Below are 15,619 nucleotides of genomic sequence, written 5' to 3' on the forward strand. Positions count from 1 at the left end.
CTTCCGCGCTATCGGCGCGCAAACAGTCCGCGCTTGTTGGTCTGGTCGACGGTGGCGCCGGCATCGCCGGCAAGGGTTCGTGCGAGCTTTGTGACATCGCGCGAGAGTGGGCTGTCGGGGTGGGATACGACGAACGGAACGCCACGATTCACCGCCAGGACGGAGAGGCGGCCGTCCGACACGATCGTCCCGTCGATGGGTCGGCGCACGGAGGCCTCCACGTCGGCAATTCTGATCCCCTGCGCCGCGTCGGCGCGGTTGATCACCAGCCTGATCTTCGCCCGGGCGTACTCGAGCTGCTCGGCCACTTCCAGGAAGAGCCGGACGTTCTTGATGGTCGTGATCTCAAGTGCGGACAGCACCAGGATCGTATCGGCCGCATCCATCACTGCCAGGGAGAGGTCGCTCAGCCCCGACGGGAGGTCGATGACGACGTACTCGTGGCCGATGCGCAGGTGGTCGATGACGCTGCGCATGTGCTGCGGCGTGACGAGATCGGCGCCCTCGGGGGATGGCGGAGCCAGCAGGACCCGGATGCCGGTCGAGTGGTCGATCACGCATGTGTCGACGATGTCGCCGTCCGGGTCGCCGGTCTCGACCGCATCGGCGATCGACTTGTCCTTGGGATTCAGGTTGAGAAGGACGCCGACGTCTCCGAACTGGAGGTTGGCATCTACCAGGCAGACCCGGGCTCCCGTTTCACGTTGCAACGCGACGGCGAGGTTGGTGGCGATGGTGGTCCGTCCGGCTCCACCCTTGGGTGAGAAGACGGCGATCACCTGGTGATCCCCGTCATCGGTCGGGGTGACCAGGGGAGTCACCGCCGGCAATGTGGCCTCGAACTGGCTTCGCCGAGCGATCTCCCGCTCGAATACGGTGCGGATGCTGGCGGAGAACTCGTCCCCGCTGAAGGGCTTGACCAGGAACTCGCGGGCGCCCGCGGAGATCGCTCGCTTCAGCTGCGTGGCCTCGCCGTGGACGCTCATCATGATGATCGGGCAGGTCGGGAGACGCTGCGAGATGATCTCGGCAGCCGCCACGCCATCCATCCCCGGCATGTTGATGTCCATCACGATCACGTCGGGCCGCAGCTCCATGGCGACCTTGATCGCCTCCTCGCCCGTGCCGGCAGTCCCAGCTACGTCGAGGTCCCGCTCCAGGCCCAGTAGCCTCGAGAGGTGCTCCCGCGTCTCCGGGATGTCGTCCACGATGAGGACCTTGATCACGTTGTCTCCCTGGGGTGCTGCGATGGTGTGGCCGAGGCCCTTACGGGGCTGGCGGCAGTTCGACCGAGATGATGTCCGGAATCGGGATCCCGAAGCGCTCGACCAGGATCTTGAAGGTGACGCCGGTCGTGTCCTCGATCACCGTGTCGTCGATGGCACGCAAGACCGCCGTCAGCGGACCGAGGACGCTCTGGTCGTTCTGCGCGAACTTGATGACTTCGGCGTCCGAATCGGTGCCGGCGAAGACGATCACCACCGTCTCGATCGTGGCCTCGGCCCTCGTGGTCGAGCCGGGGACCGGGGTGGCGGCCGGGTCGGCGATGGGCTTGATCTTGGTCGCGCTCACATACAGCACACGCTTGTCCTGCAGCAGCGTCTTCACGGTCGGAGCGCTCTCGAGCCCGGTGATCGGCTCGAAGCGCGGGTTGGCGGGGTCCGAGTCGGCGGTGGGCTGGAGGACCTGGACCGTTCCCCGGAAGATGATGTCGATGTGGTCGCCCCGCTGGATCAGGAAGTCGAGGCCGGTGACACGCTCGACCTGGAAGGCAATCGCCTTCTCACCAGCCTCGAGCTGGCAGGTGATGCAGGTCGTCCCGATTGGACCCAGGCCCACGGACTCCTTGCTCACCTGGGACCCTGCCTTGATCGGGAAGAGGGCGGGCGAGCCGAGCAGCTGCGAGGGGTCAGCGATGCGGGTCCCGGAGACCGCCCCGGGGTCGACCTCCTTGACCTCGACCAGTTCGGGAGTCACCGCGTCGCCGATGGCGATATCCGCCTTTGCGACGAGGACGTCCACCGTGCGCTTCTCGACGACCGCGGGCTTCTGACTCAGGAGGACGACGATGCCCACGAACGCCAGGACGGCGAGCAGCACGCCGACGAGGATGACCAGGCGGTTTGATCGCTTCACGGTATTTCCCTTCGAGCGAGGATGATGACAATCCGGCCGTGCAGTCTGTCCGACGTTGTGACTGCGGTCAACAGTCTACGGGCCAGCGACAACCGGGATCGACCGGACTTATCGGCTATGCAGCCGTTGGTACCTCAGAGGCGGTCGGCCCCCCGGAGTCGTCCCCTGAACGTGCCGAGGCCCCCGGATTCCCGGGGGCCTCAGACGTGTCTAAGCGATGCCTGGCGGGGCTCAGGTGCCCTGCAGGTTGTCGCCGACGTTCTGGAAAATCTGGCTCACGATCGGGCCCAGGAAGAGCAGGGCGACGATCACGATGATCGCAATGAGGGCCAGGAGCAGACCGTACTCGACGAGCGTCTGACCTTCCTCGTCCTCACGGCGGAACCGGTTGAGAAGAGTGCTGATGAACTGAATCATATTTCGCGTTACCTCCTTTCCTTTAAAGATAAGGCTGCCGCAGCGTAGAGGGCCGATGACGGGTACGAACATGACCCGATGGTCCCAATCCAGCCGCAGCCGGATGCGTACCTTCGCGCAGCCCCAACTGGTTGTCAAGAGTCGTCGAGGCGAAGGAAGCACAAATGCCGCGCTGCTGCGGCGCGGCACTTGTGCCGGAGGAGGAGATGAATGTCACCTTCGGATACCCGTCGACGACAGGTCCCCAGACTAGGCGCCCCCGGCACTCCTGCCCATGGCGCAGGAGTACCGGATCGGCGATGACTTCCGGCTTTCAGTCCTCCGGGATCTTGATCCAGCCCTGGCGCATGGCGTACACGACGGCCTGCGTCCGGTCATTCACCGACAGCTTGCGGAGGATGCTCGACATGTGGTTCTTGACCGTCTGCTCACTGATGCCCAGCGCATAGGCCACCTGCTTGTTGGTCATCCCCTGGGCAATGTTGTCCAGGATCTCGACCTCGCGTGGCGAGAGCGGCGCGAAGATCGGCTGGGCGTCGGCCCCGTAGACCGCCAGCTCCCGGAACTCCTTGAGGACCCGGCTGGCCACGGCCGGCTTGCTGAAGACCTTGTCGTTGATCAGGTACTCGCCGGCGCGAACGCGTCGGATGATCGCGATCAGGTCCGTCGGGTCGATGTCCTTCAGCACATAGGCGGCGGCGCCGGCCCTGATCGCCTCGAAGAGCTGGTCCTCGTCCTCGTTCGGCGCCAGGACGATGATCGCCGTATGCGGCAGCTCCCGCTTGACCCGCTGGGTCGTCTCGATCCCGTTGGGAGTGGGCAGGGTGAGGTCCATCAGGACGACGTCGGGGGTCAGCTCCTGGATGGTGGTGATCGCCTCGCGACCGTTGCCGGCCTCGCCGACGACCTCCATGTCGGCCTCGAGCTCGAGGATGTTGCGCACGCCACGACGGAACAGTGTGTGCCCGTCCACGATCACGATGCGCGCCTTCGCCCCGGCGGCTCGTCGGTCGGCGCCCTTACGACGCTCGGTTTCCTGTTCCACGATCTTCTCCTTGGCAGCCATGGTAGCCATTAGTGAACCTCCGGTATGCGAAGAAGGATGCGAGTCCCCTCCCCCTGGCGGGACTCGATTTGGAGTGACGAACCCATCAGCTCGGCGCGCTCGCGCATGAACTGCAGGCCGAAGTTGCGGCTGGCCGAGGCGAGCCGCATGACGTCGAAGCCCCGACCGTTGTCGACGATCACGAGGTGACCCTCCTCGAGGCTAATGCGGACCGTTGTGGCGGCCGCATGCTTGCGAACGTTCTGGAGGGCTTCCTGCACGACGCGCAGCATCGGTGCCTTGGCCTCTCCAGGGACCTTGGAGTCGATGCCCGGCACCGACACCTCAACGGCGATCCCGTGCTTGGCCGCGAACTCGGCCCCTGCAACGGTGATCGCCTGCTTCAATCCGACGTCGACAGATGGAGGCCGGAGGGCGGTGATGAATGAGCGCACCTCATCAAGCCCCTCGCGCAGCATGGTGCGCAGGAACGCGAGCTCGTCCCGCGCGGTCTCCGGCGAGTCGTCGATCACGCGGTCGAGGTACTCGACCTGGAAGATGGCGTTGGTCAGGACCTGGCCAGGTCCGTCGTGGACCTCCTCGGCGAGACGCTGACGCTCGCCTTCCTGCGCCTGGATGATCTTCAGCGAGATTGCGGCCGGCGAGAGATCGGCGTCGGACAGGGTCGGCTCGGAGGCGCGCTCGTCGTCGCTGGCCAGGTAGGTCAGGACGAGCTCCATCTGTCGAGCGGCGATATCGATCCGCTTCAGGCCCGATTGCAGGCCGGCGAGCTCCCTGCCCAGGGCATCGCGGTCGGCTCGCAGGACTGATGGCGAGGGACCGGTTCCACGGTGGGCCGCCACGCGATGGTCGACCCGCGCACGCAGCTGGACCCACTCGTCGAGGCGGCTGCGGTACTGCTCGCGATAGATCTCGGCCACCTCGCGAAGACGCCAGGCATTGCGCGTGACGCTTTCCGCGGCCTGCGCCCGCAGCTGGTCGAAGCCGCTCGGCAGGACGATGGGGACGCTGGATGGCACTCGACGTCGTGCGGTCCGTGGCAAGTCGCTGGTCCTCGTTAGTACGGGCCCGGCGCAGTACCCGAGCCAGCGGCCATGCTCCCGGTCAAAGGTGCATCGGGTCAACAGTACTTCGGGCGCCGGAAGTACTACTCCGAGGTGGCCCACCCTCGCGCACGACCCGGAAGACGCGAACCCCAGCCGCGTCGTAGTCAGGGGCGGCAGGCAGGAAGTCCGGGTGGTTCCCGGCGGAATCGGTGGCCGATGCGCCATCCCACAACCCCAGCGGATCCCGCGTCTCCCCGGGGGGCAGCGTCACCACCACCCATTGCACGTCGTAGGCGTCGACCACTCGCCCGATGACGGGGAAGGGGTCGAACGGGGGAGCCACGCCGGGATTTCCGCTCAAGGCGTGAAGTGCGGCGGGGTCGTACGCCATCACCACTGCCGATTGCGCGCCGCGGTCCACGAGGAAGTCGGCAGCCTGACGGAGGCGCGCATGCGCGTCCAACCACTGACCGATCAGCACCGCCGAGCCGGCCAGCGAGAGGGCGAATGCGCCCGCCAGCCCGGCGACCGCCAGGAATCGGTGCGTCGCCGGCCGTCGAAGGAAGGGCCAGGCCCGCCCCCCGGCGCTGGCTGCGGGTGCGAGGTTGGCGACCGCCAGTGCTGCGGCGAATGGGAGCCATGCCAGCGACGAGTGGTAGAAGGCGCCCTTCGGGGCATGGAGGGTGAAGACGGCGCCCATCGCCAGGAACATCACCGCGAAATAGGCCAGGAGCGGCTGCAGCTCCGTGCGCCGGCGCTCGCGCCACAGCCCGTAGCCGAAGGGCAGGATGAAGATCCCACCCAGCAGCACCGCTGTCCGCCCGATCAGTTCGCTCCAGGCCGCCAGCTTCGAGCCGATGATGTTCCCCGCCCCCCAGGCCAGGTACTGCCCGAGCGACGGATCCTGGGCGATCGAGAACTGCTGGTTATAGCTGGTGATCCACAGCGTGTGCCCGCCGGCCGATGGGAACGGGCTGCCGAAGACGGCCAGGTCCCTTGCCATCCATGGCGCGAGGATGAGCAGCGCGGCCGCGAAGCTGGCGATCCCCCAGCCAACGCGGGCCGGCCAGGACGACCAGTCGCGTCGCACCGCCCAGGCCACGGCCGGGGCCACGCCGAGCAACAGGCCGTCGACCCGTGCCAGCGTCGCCAGTCCCACGCAAGCGCCCGCGGCCACGAGCCATGGGCCGGGCCTTGGAGCGCGAACCGCCCGCATCGAGCTCCAGATCGCGGCTGCCCCGGTCGCTCCGAACACGGCGAAGGCGTCGACCAGCGGGGCCATCACCAGCAGCGGCCCCGCCGCCAGCACGAGCAGGGCCGCGATCCAGCCGTTGAATCGCGAGCCCCACAGATCCACGGCGATGTAATGGGTGAATGGGACCAGTGCGGCGCCGATGAGGACCATCGGCAGCTGGGCGGCGCGCCACGATCCCAGCAGGTCGCCGACGACGGCGATCGATCCAGCCGCCACGATGGACGTGAGCGGCATCCAGTGCCCGTTGCTGGGGACGGGGAGCATCGGGTCAGCGGGCAGGCGGCCGCCGACCTCGAGGAAGCTCCACAGGACCGGGACGCTGAAGCCACGGCCGGCGGCCAGCTGCTCCCCGACAAGCTGGTAGTACGCGGGGTCGGTGTACGGCGGGTAGTCGACCACCAGGGCGGCGGCGAGACGGGTGACGAGCGCCAGGGCGAAGAGAAGGGCCAGGTCCCGGCGCATCAGCGGCGCACCCAGATGGCGGCGGTCTCGTCAAGGTAGACCCGCTCCCAGTTGGCCGACGCATCGAACCAGTCGGCGAGCGGCGTGTCCGGCGGGTACACGGCGTAGTCGATCCGATAGCGGTAAAATTTGTCCTGCGGATCGCCATGGAGGCCGATGATCGCTACGTACATCTGGAGCAGATCGTCTCCATACACATCGGCCCGGCCGTCCATGAAGATGAGCTGCTGTGGTCGGTGCTGGCCGATGTAGCCGCCCCATTCGTATCGGTTGAAGATGCGCGTGCCCGGCTCGTGTTCATCCATCCACGCGACTGCGCCGGCGGGCAGTCCGCGGGCGATCTCGGCGGCCTGGACGGGTGGGGTGGTCCGCAGCAGCGCGACGCCGATTCCAAGCACCAATAGGACCGCCGCGATACCCGCATTGACCGCCGCTCGTCTGCCGCTCATGGGACGGGCGAGCCGCGCGAGCACCCCGGAAGTGCTCCTGCCGACCCTCGACTTGGAGATCACCGGCGAGAGCACGACCGCGACGATCGCCCCTCCGATCGGCCCCACGATGAGAAGGAATCGGATCGCCTGCCAGGCCATTACCGTCAGCCCCACCAGGATCAGCGCATCCGAGGCCCGGAGCCGATGGTGCGCGAAAGCGAAGGCGGGGATGACCCCAACCACCACGAATCCAAGCAGCAGCCAGCCAAAGATGCTGCCCAGGTCGGCCGGGAACCACTCCATCACGTACCGATTCAGCGCGGTGATCCCCACCGTGTCGAAGGGGTACGTGTAGAGGGCGAGGCCGCTGGGGTTGAGCGCAAGGGCGGCCACGCTCGCCAGGAGCGCCAGCGCCAGGTCGCGTAACTGACCCCAGCCCAGGGGTGGCTGTCCACCGGGCTCGCGCCGGATCGCGCGGTCCACGACCTCGCCCACGAGCACGGCGCCGCCCAGCAGAAAGAGGAGGATCCAGCCGGCGTGCAGGTTGGCCCACAGGGCGGCGATGGCCGGCAGGGCGATCAGCCAGCGCCGGGATTGGTCGACCTGGTAGCGCCAGAGGACCCACAGGACGGCCGTTGCCAGAAGCAGGTCGAGCACCTGCACGCGAACGCCCATGACCGGCCCGGCCAGCAAGAGTCCGACAGATAGCCAGATGATCCGGCTGGCCCAGCCGACCGAGGGCAACCGAAGTGCGATCGCCCTCCACAGGATCCAGAAGGCGATGACCGCGAACGCACCGAACAGGAACGAAAGCGCGGTCTGCCCCCACTCGCCCATCCCATTGCCAAATGCCAGCAGGACGTTGGCGAGCCAGTCCTGGCTGGTCCAGTGACGTCCGGCGCCGACGATGCTCCAGGTATCGACATTCGGGATTCGGCCCGTGCTCACGACCTGCTCCCCGGCGCGGATGTGCCACCACACATCGCCGTCGATCAATGGCCAGGTGGCGCGAGGAAGGACGGCGGCAGAGAAGAAGCCGACCACCGCCGCCGACGAAGCGGCAACGCCAGTACGTGTGCCATCCGCCTGAGCGTTCATCCCGGGCTAGGGCTCGGGGCCCGTGTAGGGCGTCAGGGTCAGCGGCTCCAGTCCAGCTGAGATCCAAGCGCGATACGGATCGCCAGAAGTGAACGGCAGGTCGGTGAGCCGCGCGAGCACGGTCATTGGCGTGACGTCGTCCTCGTACTGCACCTCGTTGGCGGGCGCCCGCGCCGCGAAGAAGTTACGGAACGCATTCGCCGGTGCCTCTCCGGTCCTGGGACTGCCGTGATCCGACATCAAAATGATGAGTGCTCCCGGATCGTCGCCGATGATGCGATCCAGGACTGCGACGACGAGCTCGTTCACGTGGGTGACCTGACCCGGGAATCCCTCCCAGTCGGCGGCCGACGTTATGCCATAGGGACTGCAGCCCGGGAAGCACGCCGGGGGCTCAGCGGGAGACCCGTCGGCGCGAAAGGCGACCGGAGCATGGGGTGCCAGCAGGTGGGCGAAGACGAACCGTGGCGTGGCGGAGGTCCGCGCCATCTCGTCACCAAGAAGCTGGAGCGTGCTCTCCAGGCGAGCGCGGTGCTGATCGAAGACGACGCCTGGTGCGAGTCTGAATGCCAGCTGACCCGCCAGAGAGCGCTGGATCAGCGATAGCTCGAACGAGGTCCATTCCGGCGGCGTCAGGATCCGATCGGCGCTGGTCAGGGCGGCACTCTCGAAGGCGGACGGGATCGTGACGATCTCGTAGCCGTCGCGCCGAAACCCGTCGAGAACCGGTGCCCTGCCGAGTGCCAGCATCACTCGGCGATACTGCTCGGCTGGGTCTGCGGGGGGCGGCGCGAGCTCGTGGATTTCGTCCACGTACCGGCCGTAGAACATGGACGAGAGGCTGGCCCAGGTGGCCGTGTAATTCGAGCGGCTGTGCGCCGCCACAAGGAAGCCGCGGGTGGTTAGCGCAGTCACAAAGGCCGAGTTGTCCACGCCGAACTGCTCGACCAGCGAGTCGGCGCGGGGGTAGCCATCCACCAGCAGCAGCACGATGTCGGGCCGGCCAGTGCCAGTGGCACCCTCAATGGCTCCGTCCGCGGGGTGGTACGAGGCGATCGCCCAGCCCACGACTGGGATCGCTGCCACCGTCGCGAAGGCCCAGGCGAAGACCCCGAGGTTGCGAGCCACGGTCCTGGCGTTGAGGCCCAGGGCTGGCTCGCCCCGCCGACGGCGCATGAGCTGGATCGCCAGGAGCCAGATCACGGCCACTACCAGCACTGCCAGCGGGACCCATGCCGCGCCCAGGACGAGCACGACCGCGGACGCGGCGATCTCGGCCCGGTCTCCATCCCGCAGGACCAGCCCGAGGAGCAGCTGGAGTGCGACTGCCACGGCGACCCCGACGAGCAGCGGCCGCCACAGGGCCATCATCGGGTTGGGGGTGGCGCTGAACGAGATGAGGACATAGGCGGCAACGAAGGCAGCAGCCGACCATCGCGCGAGAGCCATGGGTCGGAGTCTACGGCCCGTCAGATTGGCGCTCCGCGAATACGTGCGCGGTACTTCCGTCCCGTTCCGGTGCATCCACGCACCGACTAGACTCGCCGCCGATGACCACCACCCGGCCACCCGACGCCACGCGGGACGACCGCGCGGCGAGCTGGCTTCGCTGGCTGCCCCCGCCGGTCGTGCTGCTCGCGATCGCGCTGGGCGGGGTCATGTTCGCGATCACCGTCACCAAGGGCGTGCAGGACCCCGACTTCTTCTGGCACATCAGCGCCGGCCAGCTGATCGCGCAGACTGGGCAGGTCCCCTCGACCGACCCATTCAGCTTCACCTGGCTCGGGAAGCCGTGGACCCCCCACGAGTGGCTCTCCGAGCTGCTCATCTACTGGCTGGTGACCGGCCTCGGGCGGATCGGCGCTCTGATCGTCTTCGGGCTCTTTCCGGCGGCCATCTTCGCCATCCTCGCCACCGCGCTGCGTCGCGCCTGCGGGGCACGGGTCCTGGCCATGGCGGTCCCCTTCGCCGTCGGCGCGTTCGTGATGATCGGCTTCGTCACACTGCGTCCGCAGGCCATCAGCTGGCTGCTGCTGGCGGGCTTGATCTGGTTCCTGCTCGAGGCGAGGCCCGATCGTCCGCGACGCTTCCTCCTCCTGATTCCCCCCTTCGTGGTCTGGGCCAACCTGCACGGGCTGTACGTCATCGGCCTCGGCGTGGTTGGCCTGTACGCCCTCTTCACCATCACAGGCCAGACGCCGATGTCACCGCGCCGGAACTGGGTGCTCGGGGCGCTGGCGGGGGTCATCGCCGCGTCCATGGTCACCCCGGCCGGACCGATCGGGATCCTGTACCCGCTCCGCTACATTGAAGGTGGCGACTGGGGCCTGGCCAACATCGCCGAGTGGCAGTCGCCGAACTTCCACGAGCCGGCGCACATGGGCTTCCTGCTGATGATCGTGCTGCTCGGGCTGAATGGCGGGCGGGCCACCCCCGGCTGGCTGGTTGCCCTCTCCTGGGTCGGAGTGGCGATGGGTCTGCTGGCGCTGCGCAACGCGCCGATTGCCGCGATCTTCGCCATGCCCACCCTGGTGATGGGACTGGAGGCGCGGCTGCGCGAGCGTGACGAGCGCCGGAATCGCCAACAGAAGCCGTTGGCGCCCTCGCGGGCGCTCGGCCGTCGAGTTATGGAGCTCATCACCGCGCTTGTCATTGCGGTCGGGTCGATGCTGGTGCTCATCCCGCGTGACCTGAATGCCGCGATCGACAAGAGCCTTGGCACGCGCTTCCCGGTGGCCGGGGTTGACGCCCTCGAGCAGCTGGCCCCCGATTCCAATGTGCTGGCCGAGTACGGCTGGGGCGGCTACGTGATCTGGCGGCTGCACGACGACGGCGGTCGCGTCTTCGTCGATGGCCGCAACGACATGTACTCCCAGCAGGTGCTGGACGATTACTCCGCAATTCGTGCAGCCGATCCGGGCTGGGAGCAGCTGGCCGCGCGCTACGACGTACAAGCGCTGCTCTTCCCGCCAGAGATCACCCTGACCCGGGGTCCCGCCGCCACCGCGGGCTGGTGCGAGGTTCTCCGCGACGAGTGGCAGGTCCTCTACCTGCGCAGCTGCCCGCTCCCCTAGCGGTCAGGCCGACGGCGCATCCTGAACAGAATGCGCCCGGAATCCACGATCTGCCTCTCCTCGGCGATCTCGAAGTCCTGGCCGAACGCGGCGCGGAATCCATCGGGCGAATAGTCGGCGAAGACGTCCTCGCGCGCGGCCAGCAGGCGCTTGACCATCGGGTCGGCCTTCGGGATCCACTCCACGATCAGGTGGGGGCCGAGGCGCGCCATCAGGCGGCTGATCATGGGCATGGGCACGTTGCGCCCGATGGCCAGGTGGTGGACCAGCGCAAGGGCGATCAGCACGTCGGCATTGGCGCGCTCGATCAGGGACGCCCGCTCGCTGTTTTCCCAGCCGACGGCCGGCGAGGGCTCCGCGAGGTCGGCGAGGAGCGGCATGATCCGTTCGTCGCCGGCGGCTCGCAATGCCAGGTAGTGGCGCTCAACCGCGGCCCAGTCGATATCCAGCGCGAGCACCCAGAATCCCGCATCCGCCGCGATGGCGCTGTAGCGGCCGGTGTTGGCGCCGAGGTCCCAGGCGCGCCGTCCACCTTCTGCGGCAACCGCCTCGAGCATCTGCCTCACGATCGATTCCTTGCTCGCGGTGCCGGCCTCCGAGTAGCTGGTCTGGTCGGCGTAATCGGCCCAGACGGTGCCAAGCGCCGGCAAGTGCAGCCCCTCGACGGTGCGACGCAGATGGTCCAGCAGGGCGAGACGGCGGCCCTCGCTCATGGTGACGGTCCGCGTCCCCGTGGACGGGGCGCCATCGGGGCCGGAATCGCCGGCATGCTGGCGCTGCGCGCGGGCATGGAGATGGATGTGCGCCGCGAGGCCCGGCGAGAAGTACCGGGTCCTGCCAGGCAGCAGCGCGGACGCGAGGTCCAGCGGGACGCCATCGATCCAGGTGCGCAGCAGCTGTCCGAGGCGCCCGTCGCGAAGGGCCATCAGCGCCAGCGGCGCCAGGAAGTTCTCGCAGAACTGGCGATAGGGTTTCCACGGCTGGTCGGCTGCGGTGCTCTCGAACGAGAGAGTGTCGATCAGGACGGCCTTCCCGTCGTGGAACTGGACGTTGTAGGCGCTCGCGTCGCGCAGCGTCATGCCGTGCTCGCCGGCCATCGCTTGCGCGCGGAGGGTGAGAAGCGCGGCGTCCTTCAGCTGCGAGAAAGACCACTCGAACGGGTACGAGATGAAGCCGATCTCGTCGGGTTGGATGACAGCCACCGCCCCGGGCTCTGGCGCCAGGTCGAGCGAGGCAGGCGCATCGGCTACCAGGAGGCCTTCCTTGACGAGGGCGGCGTGCAGCCCAGAGGACTCGAAGGTGGCCCATTCATCGGCGAAGGAGGCGTTGACCTGGCGGTACAGAACGCCGTCGCGGCGGAAGACGAAGCCGCTGGGGTCGCGGTAGGAGCCTGGCTCGCGCTCAGCGGCCGGGCGCTCGGTCACTCCGAGTCGGTGCTGACGGTGCCCTTGTCCTCGGGCGTCCTGCTCCCGGTTGTGGCGGCGGTGCCGTCGGTGGGCTTGTTCCGGAATCGACCGATGGTCGAACGGATCGCGTTGCGGAAGAAGAACGGGATCGACACCAGGCCGGCGATGATGGCCTGGATCACCAGGCTCCCGGCGCCGGGGTCGATGTATGCGAAGACCAAGCTCATGACAGCTCCTCAACAGATGGTTAGCGCGGCGCTGCCGCTCGAGATTTAACGCCCAGTTTACGACGCTCGAGCCTACCACGCCTCACGCCGGATAGTCCCATGACCACCCAGTCCCTGGCTGGCAGAGAGTATCGTCGGCGCGGCCATGCAGAGATCGCACCCGCTGCCGCGCACACTTCCCGGCTGGCTCGCATTCACTGGCGTCGCATTGCTGCTGGCGTTGATGGCCTACGCGCTCTCCACCTATGCCGTGTCGCGCGAGTTCGGGTCCGATGTCGCCGCCTACTGGGAGGCGGCAGAGCGAATCCGCGCCGGCGAGCCACTTTATGTGGCCGGCGTGGCAAACGCGCCTGACCTGTTCCGATATGCCCCGTGGTTCGCCTACGCCTGGGTCCCCCTCACCTTTCTGCCACACGACCTGGTGACCGTGGGATGGGTCGGGGCAATGCTTCTTGCGGCGATCGCGTCAACGCTTCCCCTCATCCGCCGGGGGCTTGCCGGGACCGCCGCCTTCGCCCTCTTCGCGCCGCTCCAGATACAGGGCGCCATATTCGGCAATGTGCAGCCGCTGCTGGTGCTGATGCTGCTGTGGGGCGTCGAACGACGCTCCGGCCCGGTGTGGATCGCCGTCGGGGCGTCGCTGAAGGCAATTCCCCTGCTGCTCGCCCTCGTCTACGCCGGCCGCGGCGAGTGGCTTCGGGCCGGTCTCGCCGTCCTCCTCACGGCCGTCCTCGTGGCTCCTTCCCTCCTCTTCGACCTGTCGGGCTATTCCACCCAGCCGGGCCCCGGCAACATGAGCCTCATCTCTGTCGCGAGCTCCCTGTTCGTGGCCGTCGCCGTGGTGGCAGCGTGCCTGACGTTTCTCGGAGCACGGACCCGATTCCGATGGGTGCTCGGCGCGCTCGCCATGATCGCTGCCCTTCCGCGCTTCCTGACGTACGAGGTCAGCTTCCTGTTGGTGGGTGCTGCGAGGCGGCCGCCCCTACCGAGCCGGGCTGATCGCGAGACCGCCCCGCTGGCCGAGCCACCAGGCCAATCCGTATAGTGCGGCCACGACCAGCAGCAGGGCCTGGTAGCCAGTGACCAGGGCCACGTATTCGATCAGCCCTCCCGCCATCGCGCCCAGCAGGTTGGCTCCGAAGGCGCCGGTTGTGTCGCCGACATCCCGGAACCGTCCCGCGAAGACGAGGTTTGCCAGAAAGATCGGCAGGAAAGCCACCGATGCCGCTACCAGCAGGCGGGGCCAGAAGTCCAGGTGCAGCAGCGCGGGCGCGGGCAGCAGCCACGCGATGAGCAGTGCTGCGAGCAGCGCAACGTAGAGCACGCCAGGCCGCAGGATCCGCACCCGCCGCGTTGCCTCGATCGCCGCCAGCACGGAGACCAGCACCCCGCCGAAGACCAGCGCATTGACGAACCAGGTCGTCCCGAAGAGGAGCGCAAACTGGACGACGCTCTTGGTCTCCAGCAGCAGGAAGGCCGCCCCCATGGCCGCGAGGTCGAGGTAACCGCGCATCGGACGCAGCGACCCAGCGGCCGCTCGCACCAGCCCGACCGAGGCCAGCAGAATCAGGCCGATGGTGATCAGGTAGAACGCCGGCAGACCCGCTTGCCGGAGGTACGGGAAGGGGTGATCGTCTGTGGCAGGTTCAGGTACCTGCCCCGAGGCCGCCCACGCCGTGGTGCAGGCAAGGTCGGCAGGGTCGAGCGTGACGGTCAGCGCCGCCAGCTGGCCAGCGCCCACATCGTCGATGCACGGATTGACGGCGAAGACACTCGCCAGCGTCCCGGCATAGCGATCGACCAGCCAGCGCTCGCGGTAGAAGTTGTACATGCTGAACGCGCCGCCTGGCGCGATGTGCTCCCGCGCCGCGCTGATCGCCTCGCGCGTGAAGAGGTAGCTCTCGAGCCGGATGGACGACTGCCCGGACACGAGGGTCAGGGAGTCGGGGAGCGCGAAGATGATCAGGTCGTAGCGAGTATCGGTTTGCTCCAGGAAGGCGCGACCGTCGTTGACGTGCCTGTCCACCCGGGGATCGGCGTACGGCCGGTCGGGATGCAGGTCGCGACCCAGCTGGAGCAGCCGGGGGTCGATCTCCACCGCATCGATGTGCTGAGCGCCCATTGCCAGCGCGGTCGCCACGTCGTTTCCATTTCCGGCCCCGATGATCAGGACGTTTCGCAACCTATTGCCGGCGACATGCTCGTAAGGGAGGAAGTAGATCGGCTCCACGGCTTCGCGATCCGTGGTCGCGATGATCGCCTGGTGGGGCACGCCGTTGGCACTGATGGTGTAGTGGTAGGGCCCGTCCGGCTCCTCCACAACCTCGATCTTGTAGTAGGGCGACCAGCTCCACTCGGGCACGATCGACTCGCGACCGAGCATGAAGACCAGGCCGACGAGCGCGACCGCTCGGGCGGCGTTCAGGGTCCAGCGCGGGCTGCCGGGGAGCAGCACGGCGAACAGCATGGCCACGACCAGCGCCCAGGCCAGCGGTGGCGCCCAGGCGAAGCTGAGCACTGAAAAGGCCGCGATGCCGCAGATGCTGCCGGCTATGTCGAGCCGATACGCCTCGAGCGCCTCGAACTCGACAAAGGTGCGTGCCACGCCCTCCGCGATCATGGCCATCACCACCGCCACCGCCCCAAAGATGAGCGGGAGCGTCAGCCAGATCGGCAGCCCGGTCGGCTGGAACGCTCCGAAGTAGATCAGGTCGCTTCCCGACCGATCGATCTCGACCGGGAAGATCAGCACAAAGCCGATGAAGAGGGCAAGTGCGATTGGCGCGTAGTTGAAGAGGTCGATGCGCGCCCGCGCCCGCAGGAAGCCGATCCCGATCCCCAGGAAGCTGCCCAGTAGCACGAAGTTGCTGAAGTAGGCGAGGTAGAGGACGTTCGAGCCGGTCCAGCGGATCAGCGCCAACTCGACGAAGAGCATCAGGAAGCTGAGTAGGACCAGCCGGAGCCGCGGTGGGAGGTTGGGGGGCTGGGGCATGGCTGCGAT

13 protein-coding genes are annotated in these 15,619 nt (G+C 67.6%); 2 read left to right on the plus strand and 11 right to left on the minus strand.

The genetic code is table 11. From position 1 onward, the window contains the following. Window positions 1-8: 8 nt before the first annotated feature. The 8 genes from WEB29_10420 to WEB29_10455 form a co-directional block, all read right to left on the minus strand. Entirely contained in the window at window positions 9-1,226 is a 1,218-nt protein-coding gene (locus WEB29_10420) for a response regulator (protein ID MEX2137343.1), read from the minus strand. Between the two features lie 40 nt (window positions 1,227-1,266). Then, the gene (cpaB, locus tag WEB29_10425) at window positions 1,267-2,136 is read right to left on the minus strand and encodes a Flp pilus assembly protein CpaB (GenBank protein MEX2137344.1); all 870 of its coding nucleotides are present in this window, start codon (window positions 2,134-2,136) and stop codon (window positions 1,267-1,269) included. Between the two features lie 231 nt (window positions 2,137-2,367). Then, complete coding sequence (locus WEB29_10430; protein MEX2137345.1) at window positions 2,368-2,553, minus strand: Flp family type IVb pilin; 186 nt, start codon at window positions 2,551-2,553, stop codon at window positions 2,368-2,370. A 313-nt stretch (window positions 2,554-2,866) separates the two neighbouring features. Then, entirely contained in the window at window positions 2,867-3,598 is a 732-nt protein-coding gene (locus WEB29_10435; GenBank protein ID MEX2137346.1) for a response regulator transcription factor, read from the minus strand. 29 nt (window positions 3,599-3,627) lie between these two features. Continuing rightward, on the minus strand, window positions 3,628-4,662 hold the full coding sequence (locus WEB29_10440; GenBank protein ID MEX2137347.1) for a sensor histidine kinase: 1,035 nt from the start codon (window positions 4,660-4,662) through the stop codon (window positions 3,628-3,630). A 61-nt stretch (window positions 4,663-4,723) separates the two neighbouring features. Then, on the minus strand, window positions 4,724-6,382 hold the full coding sequence (locus WEB29_10445) for a hypothetical protein (protein MEX2137348.1): 1,659 nt from the start codon (window positions 6,380-6,382) through the stop codon (window positions 4,724-4,726). Beyond that, a complete protein-coding gene (locus tag WEB29_10450) occupies window positions 6,382-7,911 on the minus strand; it encodes a hypothetical protein (protein ID MEX2137349.1) in 1,530 nt (509 codons plus the stop codon). Before WEB29_10450 ends, WEB29_10445 begins: the two co-directional genes overlap by 1 nt. Window positions 7,912-7,917: 6 nt before the next feature. Further along, entirely contained in the window at window positions 7,918-9,360 is a 1,443-nt protein-coding gene (locus WEB29_10455; GenBank protein ID MEX2137350.1) for a sulfatase-like hydrolase/transferase, read from the minus strand. A gap of 101 nt (window positions 9,361-9,461) precedes the next feature. On the opposite strand from WEB29_10455, the gene WEB29_10460 reads away from it, so the two are divergent. After that, window positions 9,462-10,985: a hypothetical protein gene (locus tag WEB29_10460; protein ID MEX2137351.1), complete on the plus strand. Its 1,524-nt coding sequence runs from the start codon at window positions 9,462-9,464 to the stop codon at window positions 10,983-10,985. On the opposite strand, the gene WEB29_10465 is transcribed toward WEB29_10460, so the two are convergent. Beyond that, window positions 10,982-12,409: a class I SAM-dependent methyltransferase gene (locus WEB29_10465; protein ID MEX2137352.1), complete on the minus strand. Its 1,428-nt coding sequence runs from the start codon at window positions 12,407-12,409 to the stop codon at window positions 10,982-10,984. The genes WEB29_10460 and WEB29_10465 overlap by 4 nt on opposite strands. Next, entirely contained in the window at window positions 12,406-12,618 is a 213-nt protein-coding gene (locus tag WEB29_10470) for a hypothetical protein (GenBank protein MEX2137353.1), read from the minus strand. Before WEB29_10470 ends, WEB29_10465 begins: the two co-directional genes overlap by 4 nt. A gap of 145 nt (window positions 12,619-12,763) precedes the next feature. On the opposite strand from WEB29_10470, the gene WEB29_10475 reads away from it, so the two are divergent. Continuing rightward, window positions 12,764-13,663, plus strand: a complete 900-nt coding sequence (locus tag WEB29_10475; protein ID MEX2137354.1) for a hypothetical protein — start codon at window positions 12,764-12,766, stop codon at window positions 13,661-13,663. Here WEB29_10475 and WEB29_10480 read toward each other — a convergent pair. Next, a complete protein-coding gene (locus WEB29_10480) occupies window positions 13,601-15,610 on the minus strand; it encodes a spermidine synthase (GenBank protein MEX2137355.1) in 2,010 nt (669 codons plus the stop codon). The two genes, WEB29_10475 and WEB29_10480, sit on opposite strands and share 63 nt — an antisense overlap. Window positions 15,611-15,619 lie beyond the last annotated feature (9 nt).

It is taken from the genome of Chloroflexota bacterium (assembly GCA_040902225.1).
Lineage (GTDB): Bacteria > Chloroflexota > Limnocylindria > QHBO01 > QHBO01 > CF-167.

Excerpts from the sequence above, each read along its gene's own strand:
- WEB29_10430 (MEX2137345.1), bottom strand. The coding sequence starts at position 2,553 with ATGATTCAGTTCATCAGCACTCTTCTCAACCGGTTCCGCCGTGAGGAC.
- WEB29_10445 (MEX2137348.1), bottom strand. The coding sequence starts at position 6,382 with ATGCGCCGGGACCTGGCCCTTCTCTTCGCCCTGGCGCTCGTCACCCGT.
- WEB29_10450 (MEX2137349.1), bottom strand. The coding sequence starts at position 7,911 with ATGAACGCTCAGGCGGATGGCACACGTACTGGCGTTGCCGCTTCGTCG.
- WEB29_10455 (MEX2137350.1), bottom strand. The coding sequence starts at position 9,360 with ATGGCTCTCGCGCGATGGTCGGCTGCTGCCTTCGTTGCCGCCTATGTC.
- WEB29_10460 (MEX2137351.1), top strand. The coding sequence starts at position 9,462 with ATGACCACCACCCGGCCACCCGACGCCACGCGGGACGACCGCGCGGCG.
- WEB29_10470 (MEX2137353.1), bottom strand. The coding sequence starts at position 12,618 with ATGAGCTTGGTCTTCGCATACATCGACCCCGGCGCCGGGAGCCTGGTG.
- WEB29_10475 (MEX2137354.1), top strand. The coding sequence starts at position 12,764 with ATGCAGAGATCGCACCCGCTGCCGCGCACACTTCCCGGCTGGCTCGCA.
- WEB29_10480 (MEX2137355.1), bottom strand. The coding sequence starts at position 15,610 with ATGCCCCAGCCCCCCAACCTCCCACCGCGGCTCCGGCTGGTCCTACTC.